The 12715-nt window shown below is 43.1% G+C and carries 10 protein-coding genes; 1 reads left to right on the forward strand and 9 read right to left on the reverse strand.

Going from position 1 to position 12715, the window contains the following annotated elements:
• Positions 1 to 56: 56 nt before the first annotated feature.
• The 3 genes from ABIC84_RS14265 to ABIC84_RS14275 form a co-directional block, all read right to left on the reverse strand.
• Complete coding sequence (locus ABIC84_RS14265; protein ID WP_429263952.1) at positions 57 to 572, reverse strand: DinB family protein; 516 nt, start codon at positions 570 to 572, stop codon at positions 57 to 59.
• 95 nt (positions 573 to 667) lie between these two features.
• Positions 668 to 1828, reverse strand: a complete 1161-nt coding sequence (locus tag ABIC84_RS14270) for an MFS transporter (RefSeq protein ID WP_090524771.1) — start codon at positions 1826 to 1828, stop codon at positions 668 to 670.
• A 71-nt stretch (positions 1829 to 1899) separates the two neighbouring features.
• Positions 1900 to 2058 carry a hypothetical protein gene (locus ABIC84_RS14275; RefSeq protein ID WP_429263953.1) on the reverse strand — a complete coding sequence of 53 codons (159 nt, stop codon included), beginning with the start codon at positions 2056 to 2058 and terminating at the stop codon, positions 1900 to 1902.
• A 240-nt stretch (positions 2059 to 2298) separates the two neighbouring features.
• On the opposite strand from ABIC84_RS14275, the gene ABIC84_RS14280 reads away from it, so the two are divergent.
• On the forward strand, positions 2299 to 3465 hold the full coding sequence (locus ABIC84_RS14280) for a putative sensor domain DACNV-containing protein (RefSeq protein ID WP_426589026.1): 1167 nt from the start codon (positions 2299 to 2301) through the stop codon (positions 3463 to 3465).
• 152 nt (positions 3466 to 3617) lie between these two features.
• Here ABIC84_RS14280 and ABIC84_RS14285 read toward each other — a convergent pair whose 3' ends face one another.
• The 6 genes from ABIC84_RS14285 to ABIC84_RS14310 form a co-directional block, all read right to left on the reverse strand.
• Entirely contained in the window at positions 3618 to 3890 is a 273-nt protein-coding gene (locus ABIC84_RS14285) for a hypothetical protein (RefSeq protein WP_426589028.1), read from the reverse strand.
• A 155-nt stretch (positions 3891 to 4045) separates the two neighbouring features.
• A complete protein-coding gene (gene pnp, locus ABIC84_RS14290) occupies positions 4046 to 6178 on the reverse strand; it encodes a polyribonucleotide nucleotidyltransferase (RefSeq protein ID WP_091168327.1) in 2133 nt (710 codons plus the stop codon).
• A gap of 127 nt (positions 6179 to 6305) precedes the next feature.
• Positions 6306 to 6584, reverse strand: coding sequence for a 30S ribosomal protein S15 (gene rpsO, locus ABIC84_RS14295; RefSeq protein ID WP_090524765.1), 279 nt, complete (start codon positions 6582 to 6584; stop codon positions 6306 to 6308).
• A gap of 434 nt (positions 6585 to 7018) precedes the next feature.
• Positions 7019 to 7972 (reverse strand): adenylyltransferase/cytidyltransferase family protein, encoded by a 954-nt coding sequence (locus ABIC84_RS14300; RefSeq protein ID WP_429263954.1) that lies wholly within the window; start codon positions 7970 to 7972, stop codon positions 7019 to 7021.
• A gap of 107 nt (positions 7973 to 8079) precedes the next feature.
• Complete coding sequence (locus ABIC84_RS14305) at positions 8080 to 9882, reverse strand: M61 family metallopeptidase (protein WP_429263955.1); 1803 nt, start codon at positions 9880 to 9882, stop codon at positions 8080 to 8082.
• Between the two features lie 163 nt (positions 9883 to 10045).
• Positions 10046 to 12706 (reverse strand): glycoside hydrolase family 2 protein, encoded by a 2661-nt coding sequence (locus tag ABIC84_RS14310; protein WP_429263956.1) that lies wholly within the window; start codon positions 12704 to 12706, stop codon positions 10046 to 10048.
• Between the last annotated feature and the right edge of the window lie 9 nt (positions 12707 to 12715).

Genomic DNA, 12715 nt, shown 5'->3' on the forward strand with positions numbered 1-12715 from the left:
GTTTCATCCAATTGTCATGGATTAAACCTTTTGAGTCAAATCTGGTCGGTAAACGCTTATTTCTTTACCAGGTAAACCAATTGCCCAATATGATAGCCCTGGTGTATAGTACGATTAATCAGGATATTTAATCTGTTACGGTGCGGCTCTTTTGCAAAATCATCTGCCGCGATGGCGCTATGCGGCTTAAACCAGTCTTCGGGCTGCATGGCATTCATTCTTTCGGTTAAAACCTCATTTACTTTAGCCCAATACTGTTTCAGCTCAGCCAGTAACGGTTTCTCCAACCCAGAATTTTCAGGACTTTTAACAAAAATTTGATCCAGCTGGGGATAGAGCCTTTCGCCCAAACCTAAATAGGTAAACATTCCGTCGCTAACAGCAGTAAGATGACCCAGCAGGTAAATACCGCTGTTTCGGCCGGGAGCAGTTTCGGCAGCAAGAGCTTCGTCAGTTAACTTATCGAGTAAACCGTTTAGGCGACTGTTTTGCAGTTCCCAGTTGGAGACTACCATTTTGATAAATAATTCTGTTGACGGCTGTATGCTGGTTTCGGTAATGTTTGTGCTCATTTTTTGCAGATGTTATATCAAACCAGTGGATTTGATGACACAATTATAAGCTAAAACGGGACTGGCGTAAATACTAAGCAGCTTATTTGACAAAACTATGATACCACGGGCTCATCTTCAATTTTACGCACCAGCCATATCATCATGGCAGCAAAGGCGGCAACAACAAAAAAAGCTATTTGCAGGTTGGCTGCCTGGGCAATAAAACCAACTATCGGCGGTACTATAACAAAACCCAGATAACCAACTGTTGATATGGCGGCCAGGGCCTGGCTGCTGTTCATTGTTTTTGATTTACCGGCCATGCTAAATATAAGCGGCACTATACATGACACCCCCATGCCTATCATGGCGTAGCCCAAATAAACGGTTAAAGTATATGGTAAAAACACAGATACCAGCAAACCGGCCAAAACCAGCGAGCTGCTATAAGTTAACACCTTTTTTATACCAATGGCCGATACTACCCTATCGCCCGCGAAGCGGCCAATGGTCATGGTAACCATGTAAACTACAAAGCCGGCCTCAGCGAATGATTTGGTGGCATGGACTACCTTTTCAAAATAAACACCGCTCCAATCGTACAGCGTGTTTTCGCAGGCCATAGAGGCGAAACATATTAAAGAAAATTTAAGCAAGTGTTTATCGGGCATGGAAAACACCGATTTATTGGGTGTTTCGGCAGGCTGATAGTCATATGTTGAGGGATAAAATATTACCGAGAGGATCAGCATCGCAACTCCCACACCTAATAAATGATATGAAGGAGCCACGTTAAATAATACCATTAAATAGCCGACAGCAGCGCCGCCAAAACCGGCCAGGCTCCAGATGCCATGAAATGTTACCATGATCGATTTATCATACAAAGCCTGGATCCCCACGGCCTGCGAGTTCATAGATAAACCTAATATATTACGGGTTGAGCCAACAAAAAATAAAACTACTATCAGTTGCCACATATAAGCTGCAAAACCGGGGAGGCAAAGCACCAGGCTAAAGGCCAGCGCACCTATCAACATCATTATACGGCTGCTGAAATGCTTGATCATTTTGGCCGTTAAAGGCATGGTAAGCATCAGGCCAACAGGCATGGCAAACAGCACAACCCCTAACTGGGCTTCATTTAAATTAAGCTGATGTTTTATGGATGGAATACGCGAGGCCCATGAAGAATACCCAAAGCCCGAAACAAAGAAGAAGACACTGTTGGCAATCCGCATTTTTGATTTGCCCGCAGCCGTTAGCTGATCCATACTTAATAATTAAGCGCAAATTTAGCTATAATTTATAAGTGCGGCTGCCGTTATCTGCAATTAAATGCAGCTTACATACATGGCTGAAGCTCGCCGCAGGGCTGATTGTTTCGCACTGCTTTATGAAAAACTTTATTGAAACCTTGTTGTACGTAAGTTAACCCGAGATTTAAAAGGGCTGATACCTGCAGTGGTGTGGTATCCGGCAGGGTGAGTGATATGAGTTTCATGATTACATTATCGTTTCCGGCTGCAAAATTGCTACAATAGTTTCAAAAAAAATTGACCCGGATCAACAACTGACTTTAGGAAGATAATTGATAATGAGTATGATAAACGGTTGACAAACGGCGTACCTAATCCTCTCTTTGGGAGAGAGTTTGGGATGAGACCGGCTCATCCAATTGCAATATTGATGCGTTAGTTTGTTAGCATGTTTTTTTAGCTTTACTTTTGAGATAAGTATTTAAATGAAAGACACCACCAAAACTTTGAGTTCAGGACCTACATATAAAGCAGCCGGTAAAGTAGCAACCATTATCGAAAGGCATTTCAGGCATTTTCACGCCAAAGCCCTCGCCGATAACGATGAGATAGACCTTGCTCCTACCCCCAGCTGCACCACTATCGAATCACTTATCGATATCTCGTTTTGGGCAAGCTTGCGCCGGGAAGAGGGATTTTCACCAAAATTCACGCTTGCTTTTTTGCCGCCCGAAGCCGCCGGTCAGCCGTTGTTGTTTGGCGGTAAAATTAAACTCGCGCCTAATATCCTCACCAAATTTGCTTCGGCGGTACAACAGCCGGGCATCCATTTGGGCATCTGGATAGAAGATGATGAACTATACATCTGGGGAACCACCCTGGCTATCCCGGCTTACTGTTTTGTGCTGGAAGTAATTGAACCCGGATTATTAGTGATCAAACATCGCCGTATAGAGGGCTTTGGCAAATTTGTAAACATAGCCATATTAAAAGGCGACGATATTAAAGTAGTTGACGAGCACGGCTCCAGCATTTCTGATTGCCCTAATGTACTTTCGGCCATGCTTGATTTTACTTTACCATCCCTATGGAACGATCCGGTAAACGTATTAGTTCAGCTGGCTACCTCCATGCAAGCCCACAAACGTGGCGGCATATTATTAGTTGTGCCCTCCGGAAACGAAGAATGGCGCGAATCTATCATTACCCCGATCTCCTACCCTGTCGACCCTCCGTTTTCGGGTCTTACCGATTTGATGATCCACGAAGGGATCGACCGTTACCACACCTCATGGCAGGAAAAAATGCGCCGCGCGGTTGATACCATAGGCGGATTAACCTCGATAGACGGTGCAACGCTAATAAATGATAAACACGAACTGCTGGCGTTCGGTGCCAAAATAGGCCGCGCAGCAAAAAGCTCACCTATTGAAGAGATCGTAGTGACCGAGCCTATCGTCGGTTGCTCAACCCGGGTGATCCACCCGGCGCAAAACGGCGGTACAAGGCATTTAGCGGCAGCACAGTTTGTCTTCGACCAAAAAGATGCCATAGCACTGGTAGCTTCTCAGGACGGCCGTTTTACAGTATTTGCATGGTCGCCGGTTGTTGGGATGGTGCATGCGCACCAGATTGATATATTGTTGTTGTGAGATAAAATAAGTATGCCATTGCGAGCGTAGCGTGGCAATCGCATACTATACAGGGCGGCCATACTTCCGTGCGATTGCTTCGTACCCCCGCAATGACATGACTTTTTATCTGCGAAATCAAAAAGAAATCCTCCCCAAATCCGGGTTCGGACTTAATCGCAGTTCAACAATAAATCATAATATTTCCGCATCAGTACGGTATCGTAGTTAACCAGCGACTGATAAGCTTCTGAAACCAGCTCATTGAGTATAGATGATCCCAGTTGTCCGCCTCCATTTGGGATGGAGTCGTAATAGACAATGATTTCCTTCACCCTTATTATTTCGTACAGTAACTGCTGAACCAAATCCGTCTGAGTACCCGTCTGCATACCAGCCGAATTGCTATTCAGGAAATCTAAAGGATCGTTAGCAGCAGAGGTCATTTTTTTATCAAACAGGATCGGAATTATGGTTTTATCAACTACGTATTAACAGTTAATAAGTTTAAACATCCGCTTTTTGTTTTAAAAAAATAAAAAAAATTAAAACAAAATAGCAAAACCCTCATAAAGAGGGTTTTGCTACTGTATAAAAACACTTAATTATTTTGCTTTGGCTCGGGCTTAGGTAAGAGAACCTTACGTGATAGCTTCAGTTTACCTTGCTTATCTACGTCAAGCAGCTTAACCCTTACTTCGTCGCCTATCTGGAAGATGCCATCCATAGTTTCAATACGGCGGTGATCAATTTCAGATATGTGCAGCAAACCATCCTTACCAGGCATAATTTCCACAAACGCACCGAAAGGCATAATTGATTTTACTTTACCTTCGTAAATTTCACCCACTTCTGGTTTTGAAGCGATAGCGCGGATGCGGCCTAAAGCGGCGTCGATAGATGCTTTGTTATCAGCAAATACCTGAACGATACCCTGGTTGTCTTTTTCCTCGATAGAGATGGTAGCACCAGTTTCGCGTTGCATTTCCTGGATGATTTTACCACCGGGCCCGATAACTGCACCAATAAATTCTTTGTCGATTTTAATGGTAACGATACGCGGAGCATGTGGTTTGTAATCTGCACGTGCCTCGGTAATGGTTTTAGCCATTTCGCCAAGAATATGTAAACGGCCGTCTTTAGCCTGGTTTAACGCGTTGGTTAATACTTCGTATGAAAGGCCATTGATCTTCAGGTCCATCTGTACAGCAACGATACCGTTTTTAGTACCGGTTACTTTAAAGTCCATATCTCCCAAGTGGTCTTCATCACCAAGGATATCAGAAAGGATAGCATATTTGGTGCCCATTTCGTTGGTGATCAAACCCATCGCGATACCTGATACAGGCTCTTTAATTTTAACACCTGCATCCATCAGTGCCAGTGTACCGGCACAAACTGTAGCCATTGAAGAAGAACCGTTTGATTCCAAAATATCAGAAACTACACGGATAGTGTATGGGTTTTCATCTTCAGATGGCAATACTTGTTTCAATGAACGCATAGCCAGGTTACCGTGGCCAATTTCACGGCGACCGGCACCCCTGTTAGGCCTAACTTCGCCGGTTGAAAAACCAGGGAAATTGTAGTGTAACAGGAATTTTTGGTAACCGTTAATGAACGCACCATCAATCATTTGCTCGTCATCCTTAGCACCTAAGGTAACGGTAGTTAATGATTGTGTTTCGCCGCGGGTAAATATCGCCGAACCGTGAGCAGATGGTAAATAGCCAACTTCGCTCCATATCGGGCGGATCTGTGTAGTAGTACGACCATCTAAACGTTTGCCTTCGTCTAACACAAGGTTACGGATAGCATCATACTCCACATCGTGGTAATATTTTTTAGCAAGGCCTTTAGTAATATCATCTATCTCACCTAAGGTTTCGATATAGGCGTCACGCACTTCTTTAAATTTAGCACTCCGCTCTTCTTTTGCAGATGCAGCAGAAGCAATGGCGTAAACCTGATCATAAGTAGCAGCGTAGATAGCTTTTTTCAAGTCCTCATTGCTATGCTCATGACTGTAAACACGTTTTTCGGTTTTACCAACTTCAATGGTCAGTTCTTTTTGAGCTAAACATTGAAGTTTAATAGCAGTGTGGGCAAACTTGATGGCTTCAACCAATTCAGCTTCCTGAATTTCTTTTGATTCGCCCTCAACCATGTTGATATCATGCTCGCTACCTGCAACAATAAATTCTAAAGTTGCATTTTCAAGCTGGCTTAATGTAGGATTGATTACTAACTGTCCGTCAATTTTAGCAACACGTACCTCAGAGATTGGACCGTTAAAAGGTATATCAGATACAGATAAAGCTGCAGATGCTGCCAAACCGGCCAATGCATCGGGCATAATATCTTTATCGGCAGATATTAAAGAGATCATCACTTGTGTATCAGCGTGATAATCTTCAGGGAATAATGGACGTAAAGCACGGTCAACCAAACGGGAGATCAAAACCTCATAGTCTGATAAACGGGCCTCACGGCGTAAAAAACCACCCGGGATACGGCCTGTTGCAGCGTATTTTTCCTGGTAGTCAACAGATAATGGCAAGAAGTCAACTCCTTCTTTAGCCTCAGGCGATGATACAACAGTAGCCAATAACATGGTGTCACCCATTTTTATCACTACCGAACCATCCGCTTGTTTGGCCAGTTTACCTGTTTCGATCTCAATGGTGCGTCCGTCGCCCAGATCAATAACTTTTTTAATTACGTTTAAACTCATCTTTTTTTGTTTGTGATGCACTTTTCATCTTCGGGAGCGCATCGGATTTTATGTGTGTAAATATATGTTTCAAAAGTAAAAAAGCCATCCTAAAATGGGGATGGCTTTTAAATAAAAAAGGAGAGAATTACTTAATGATATCCCTTAGCTGTAAAGCTTTGATGATAGCACGGTACCTTTCAATGTCTTTATTATACAGGTAAGCAAGTAACGCACGACGTTTACCTACTAATTTTTGTAGCGATAATTGAGTTGAAAAATCCTTTTTGTTTTTTTTCAAATGCCCTGTTAAGTGAGCAATACGAGTAGTAAATAAAGCTACCTGACCTTCGGCCGAACCTGTGTCAGCTGCTGATTTACCGTGTTTTGCAAAGATCTCTGCCTTTGCTTCTTTACCTAAATACATTACTTGAATAATATTAAAGCGTTAACTATTTTATTAATTGTGGGTGCAAAGATAGTGATTAATTATGCAAAAGCAAGGGGGCGGATGGATTTGTTTTTGGATTAGGTGAGTGGTTGATTGAGTTGGATTAAGTGAGTGGTTGTTATTGCCTGAACTCGAATTTTTAGAATTAAAGAATTAACAGAATACCAGGCAAATTCATAAATTCTTCAAATTGTTGAATTCCGGTTCAGACACAAGTAAATCCGAAATCAAAAATCCCAACTCCGAAATCAATTATGGCGTTACCTTCGGCCCGCGCTCATACGGCTGCAGTCCTTACGCGTGGGATCCGCTCCTATCACTAACGCGGTTTATTGAAGATTAAACCCAATCACTCACTTAGTCCAACCCTATCAACCACTCACTGTTAAAAATCAATCGCTTACCAACTCTCACATCAAATAATCTTCAGCCTTACCATACTTCTCCAATTGCCTGATCCCGGTACTTGAGATGTGTTCAAATTCCATATCGCAAAAAATTGCCGTTACACTAATATTCTTGCCACCTAATTCCTGCAGGTATCGATATTGGTTTAGTTCGTACTGTAAATCCGATCCATTTCGTAATCCCCGGATAATAGTAACGTTATACCCCAAACCATCTACAAATTCGGTGAGTAACCCTTCATAGGTTTCAGTTTGCCTGTATCTTAATATTTCCGGCAATTCGTATGTGGCTTTATCTTTACCCGGATTAACACCACGGGCTATAATCACCTTATCAAAAATCCGCTCGGCCTTTTGGAGTATATTATAATGTCCTTTGTGGAATGGGTTAAAGCTCCCCGGATATACTGCTATACGGGGTTTAAAGTTTTCTACATAGGCTATTAAATAATCCAAGGCCGGATTATCAATGCTTTGTCGCAGACTCTTTAAAATATCCACCCGCTTCTCACGGTAAATCTTATGATCGACAAACTGAAACTCTTTAAAAATCTGTTGCTCATAAATCAGCAGTTTATCAAATGGCTGTTTTAAGATATTAAGATCGGCTGCACTGAAAATCTCTGACAATGCCGAGCCCGGCTTGTGATGTTTGGTATCAAGGATGATATCCGTTACCAGGGACTTAAGCGCTCCATCCCCGGAAAACACTTCGTTAAAATATTGCGCCGAATCTTCTTCATTTGTGCCTGATCTCGGATCGTAAATGATATCATGGAAAATTGTAGCCAGCAATAATACATCATTGTCACCATAACCCTTACTTTCTAATTGCTGCCATAAATCGTCTATATGTTCGAGGGTATGATAAAAACGATGGGGTTCACGGTAATGGTTTAACACTACTGGATCAACCCCTAACCTTGCCAATCGCTCAGCTTTTTCAATGACTTTCATAAGCGTTGAATTGCACGTAATTTTACGAAGTGCCTTACATTATAACAAACGTTATTTCTTAATCAACCATTCACCTGATCAACCCAATCAACCACTCACTAAACCTATTACTTCCCTTCTGTCCAGCTTTTAAAGATCTCGGCCTGCAACTTGTCCGGGTTCGGCAATGGCGTTATTTTAAATGTCTTTTCCTTTAGCCTACCCAAAACAATCGTTATGTCTTTCTTTTCGCCGTTTTTTAACAAACCCAATGTTAAGGTGTCGCCGGTATTTTTGGTTTCGAAAGCTTTAAAAAGTATATCTTTTGTAGCAGGTATGCCATCAACTGTAAGTATTACCGTACGTCCCCTGATGCCTTTATCCCAGGCCGGCGATTTATAAGCAACAGTATTGATCCGGAGGGTGTCACCCTGCTGCCGCACGTTAAGGCCAGCCCATGATTCCGATACCACTTTAGTAGCAGTATCAACAGCTAGTCCTCCGTAAGCGAAATATTTTGGATAATCAGGCGGTTTAACGGTCGACGCATATTCAAATACCTCGGTTAAAGGTATGCCTGCCATTTTCTCACATTCGTTCCTGAATTCCCGTTCTGTAAAACCACGGTTCAGCTTTTTGTAATACTTATAATAAAGCAGGCGCATTACATCATCAAGCGTTTTTTTATTTTGTGTTGCATGGCGGATGCTGAAATCAAGCATCAAACCCAAAATCGGCCCTTTATCGTAGTATGAAATGGTTTTATTAAAATCGTCGCCCTGCCTGCCGTTAGGCCCGTCGTCCCAGGTGTTGTAACTGGCTTGTGTTGCCGATTGATACAAATGCCCCGGCTCATTTTCGTAGTTACGCAGGTTATTCTGAAAATCGCCAAACATATCTTCATTACTCATTAAACCGGCATGCCTGGTTATCATGTATTCATAATAAACGGTGAAGCCCTCTGATACCCAAAGCATATTGGTATGGTTCTCTTTCGAATAATCAAACGGCCCAAGCTCCACCGGTCTGATGCGTTTAACATTATAGTGATGAAAATACTCATGCGCTATAAAGTTGTACAGCTTTTTACGGGCTTCTGGCGTATTAAACCCTTCGCCACCACTAAAGCTTAACGAGGTTGAGTTTAAATGCTCAATACCGCCCCCACCCGCGCCAATGGATAAAAAGGTATAATGCGTATAAGGAATTTCGCCTATGATGTTGCTGCCGGTCACTACTATCTTTTTCAGGTCGTCCATAAACGCCTGCCTGTCAAAAGCAGGCAACTTATAACCGATAAAGTTGTGTGGTTTATTCTGCACGCTGAAAGGCGGCAAAACTTCCAGTTCGCCCATTAAAAATGGGCTGTCATAAAGCACATCAAAATCGGCTGCTTTGTAAACATGGTATTGTCCCTTCAGGGTATCCAGCCCGGTTGCTACCAGATCGCTCCATTTGCTGTAAGGCTTCATTTGGATGGTGACTGGATGGCGTAATTCCTGGTCGAGGTACATGAACAGGCCTCCGGGGGTAATGTAGCCTCTTGTTTCGTCAAGGTAAACGTTGCCCACAAACGGCACAACGGCTTTAACATCGTACGAGATCTTTACATCTCCGGCTGAGGGGTTAATAACCTTCCAGGTATCCTTAGTAGGCTTATCAAATTTAAGCGAATTGCCTTTTGCATCGGCAACAGTAAAATTTTGTACGGCTCCGGCAAAATTGATTAGCTGGTAATATCCCGGTGTCCAAACGCACATCTTAAAATCGAGCGTTTTGAGGTGGGTTTTATTGGTCAACTCAACATGATACAAATGGTCGGCCGCCTTTTCCATCGACACCGAATATTGCATATTAACAGGTTGCTGGGCCCAAACGCCGGCACAAAAAAACAGGCAAAATGACAGGGTTAAATTAGATAGTAATTTCATTATCTGCTTGGGTTTTGCCGAATATAATAAACAGCGGTTTATTTATTTCACCAATCACCGGAAATTAGCCCGAAAAATGCCTGTATTTATCCACTGGGGATAATTTTACCAGATATTTTAACTTAAGAAAACTGGCCATGATCAGCTTATTTCCAGGATAAACTTACTTCTTCGGCAGCCCATCTTCAAACCCACAATCGCCACTGCTCGCAGCTATATCCAGGTTCCAGGCCGAAGTTAGGAAATAGGGCGTTGTACCATCGGCATTTTTAGTGCTATAGGTGCACTTGATTACCCTGCTTTCGCCCGGTGCCAGTGAGATATAGTTATCGCTGAAGATCACCGGTAAAATATCGTCACCACCTTGCCCTTTCAAAGCGCGCAGATGTACAAAAAATGCGACTGCACTGCCTGTATTTTTGATAGTTACCATATGCGAGGTACTGTCCCCTTCAGCTTTACCGGTTTGATTAACCACCAATTTAGTTTTAGATAAAGATTGCAGGGCCGAATAATCCGCGTAGGCCGATTGCGGCGTAGTAAACCAGTTTGATTTTTTCCAGTTGAGCTCATCGCTTTTTTTGGAGAGCCAATACCAGTTGATGCTTTTAGTTTCACCGCTTTTATCGTTTAATTCAAGGCGCAACAGGTAAGTATCCGTTAAACCGGTAATGGCGGGCAGGGCGAATAATCTTTTTGATGCATCGGCACCTATATCGGCAGTTGCGGTTTTGCTGAATTTATTTGATCCATCGAGGTTATAAACATCAGCCTTAACTTTTAAACCAGTAAAGCTTTTTAAAAAGGAGTTGATAATTGCTACCTCATTTGTTTTGTAAGAATACAGCACATGCAGTGGTTCCATCGCCTTTTTCATACCAAAATAAGTGCCCGCAGGATACAAGTAATAATCATATGTATGCCAGATAATACCTGGCCACGGATTGCTTAGCATCCATTGAACTACACCCGTGGCCGTTTGATATTTATTTAATCCGTAAGCTTCCATCATGGCGCGGTGGGCCTCATAGTTTTGGGCCTGTGCTTTGGCTACATAGTTTTTGATGGATACAGTTTCGCCGTAACGACCGTAAAGCGCTTTGGTGAATACCTTTGTGGTGCCAAATGAGCCTGTACCGCAATGATAGTTCCAGGCGGCCGAGGTTACGTTCAGCGAATCTTTAGGGATAAATTTCACCAGGCTTTCATACGGCGGGATTGACGGGCCGGGCGAAATCTCGGTAGCAAAACTGTAAGTACCGCCATACTTTTTGGCGGCATCGGTTTCCCAATAAACAGGCGGCACCCACTCATACGGGCCGGCCATTTTTACACCGCTATAGCCCGATACTTTTGATTTACTTTCATTAGCGGTTGCTAATAAAGGGTTAGGCCATTTTAACTGCTTTTCAATCTTCAGGTAATCGCGCTCAACCGAGGTATCTGTCGGTGGCATATCGCTGCCATTGAGCCATACAAACAAGCTGGCCTTGTTGCGCAGCCAGTACATCACACTACTATCTGACGCCATGGCAACTTTTCGTTCGGCCGCATCCCATTTTTCGGGATGTTGCCAGGTGCCGCAGCACATCCAGCCGTTCATCACCATCAGGCCGTATTTATCGCACAGATCGTAAAAATTATCGTCTTCCATTTTACCTTCAGAGCGTACAATGTTCATGTTCATATCGCGTACCAGGCGGATCTCCTGCTCCTGCCTTTCGGGCGAACGACGCTGGAAAATATCAGGCGACCAGGCCGCCCCCCTTAACATAATAGGCTTGCCATTCACAATAAACTCCCGCGACTGGTTATTGTCAATAATCCTGGATGTAAACTGCCTGATCCCAAAGTTCTCGCTCACCGAGTTGCTCAGCTTTTTATTAACCACAGCCGATACTTCAATGCGGTTGAGGTTTGGCTTACCATATTGCCAGGGCCACCAGATGGACGGATCTTTGATATTAAACTGCTTAAACTCCGAAGGTGAAAAGTTTACATTCTTCGACTCGTTAGCCAGCAGGTGTACTTTTTTTTCGAAGGATATATTTTCATTGATCCGGCCTTTGATCACCGCGTCCTGGGGTTTATTGGTATAGTTGGTCACCTGGGCGTTTACCGTTAAATGAGCGATAGTTAACGATGGCAGATCGAAATCTGTTGTAACCAATGGAAACTTCACGCCTACTTTATTGTAAGTTCTCACTTCAACGTTATTAATGATACCACCATTATAATCCTGCGGATAGGGAATCCAGTCGGCATAATCAATGGCAAGGTCGCCATCACGTTTGTTTGGGGTAAAAGGCCTAAGCACTTCAATAGCTAAAGTGTTGGTGCCGCTATAGTTGATATTTTTGGTGAGGTCAAGATCAATGATGCGATATGGGCCCTTCACTTTTGTTGAATCGGCTATTTTAACCCCGTTGAACCAAACGTTGGCTTTATAGTTAATGCCATGTAAACGAAGGATCACGTTTTTGCCATTTTCGGTAGCCGGCAGGGTAAACTCCTTCCTGAACCACCATGGTTTATCCAATTTAGGATCCGCCAGTTTTTCAAGGTTCCTGCCCATAAACGGATCGAAATTATATACATGATTGGCCAGTAAGCCCGCTAAAATGGTTGATGGCACGCTTACTTTATACCAGCCTTGGGTATCAAATTTTTCTTTCGAAATCTCCGTAGCGGCGGCGGGCACTGTAACTACCGATTGCATCTGCCAGTCGTCCTTCAACAGTAAGTTAAAATTCTCCTGCCGCTCCTGCGTAAATACCCTTGTACTGAGCAGGACTATTATCGACATTAATAATATTTTTTTCATGATAGATTA

Source organism: Mucilaginibacter sp. 3215, assembly GCF_050433785.1.
GTDB lineage: Bacteria > Bacteroidota > Bacteroidia > Sphingobacteriales > Sphingobacteriaceae > Mucilaginibacter.

Coding starts and splice junctions, on each gene's coding strand:
- ABIC84_RS14310 (WP_429263956.1), bottom strand. CDS start 12,706: ATGAAAAAAATATTATTAATGTCGATAATAGTCCTGCTCAGTACAAGG.
- ABIC84_RS14305 (WP_429263955.1), bottom strand. CDS start 9,882: ATGAAATTACTATCTAATTTAACCCTGTCATTTTGCCTGTTTTTTTGT.
- pnp (WP_091168327.1), bottom strand. CDS start 6,178: ATGAGTTTAAACGTAATTAAAAAAGTTATTGATCTGGGCGACGGACGC.
- ABIC84_RS14280 (WP_426589026.1), top strand. CDS start 2,299: ATGAAAGACACCACCAAAACTTTGAGTTCAGGACCTACATATAAAGCA.
- ABIC84_RS14300 (WP_429263954.1), bottom strand. CDS start 7,972: ATGAAAGTCATTGAAAAAGCTGAGCGATTGGCAAGGTTAGGGGTTGAT.
- rpsO (WP_090524765.1), bottom strand. CDS start 6,584: ATGTATTTAGGTAAAGAAGCAAAGGCAGAGATCTTTGCAAAACACGGT.
- ABIC84_RS14270 (WP_090524771.1), bottom strand. CDS start 1,828: ATGGATCAGCTAACGGCTGCGGGCAAATCAAAAATGCGGATTGCCAAC.
- ABIC84_RS14285 (WP_426589028.1), bottom strand. CDS start 3,890: ATGACCTCTGCTGCTAACGATCCTTTAGATTTCCTGAATAGCAATTCG.
- ABIC84_RS14265 (WP_429263952.1), bottom strand. CDS start 572: ATGAGCACAAACATTACCGAAACCAGCATACAGCCGTCAACAGAATTA.
- ABIC84_RS14275 (WP_429263953.1), bottom strand. CDS start 2,058: ATGAAACTCATATCACTCACCCTGCCGGATACCACACCACTGCAGGTA.